At 56.5% G+C, this 308-nt stretch carries 1 protein-coding gene; it reads left to right on the top strand.

Going from position 1 to position 308, the window contains the following annotated elements; translation table 11 throughout:
* The coding region (locus JHD67_RS21985) for an integrase core domain-containing protein (RefSeq protein WP_199101227.1) at positions 1–268 on the top strand (268 nt) is incomplete at its 5' end.
* Positions 269–308 lie beyond the last annotated feature (40 nt).

Here is a 308-nt window from a genome sequence, read left to right as displayed (position 1 = left end):
GGAATACCTAAGTGCGGCAATCACCGAATGGGCTCGGCAATACGGCATCAAACTCGACTATATCCAACCAGGCAAGCCCCAGCAGAATGCCTATGTTGAGCGCTTTAACCGGACCGTGCGATACGAATGGCTGTCGCAGTACCACTGGGAAGACCTGGATCACGTGCAGCGTTTCGCGACCGACTGGATGTGGACGTACAATCACGACCGCCCGAACATGGCCCTGGGCGGATTTACACCAAAGCAACGGCTGGCCATGGCCGCTTAGTTTCTACTTCTGAGCCCCGTGGAAAACGGGGGGATTACCG

Origin of the sequence: Dyella sp. ASV21 (genome assembly GCF_016428975.1) — a bacterium.
GTDB lineage: Bacteria > Pseudomonadota > Gammaproteobacteria > Xanthomonadales > Rhodanobacteraceae > Dyella.
The sequence above is the reverse complement of the archived record's forward strand: the minus strand, read 5'-3'. Positions and strand labels throughout refer to the sequence as shown.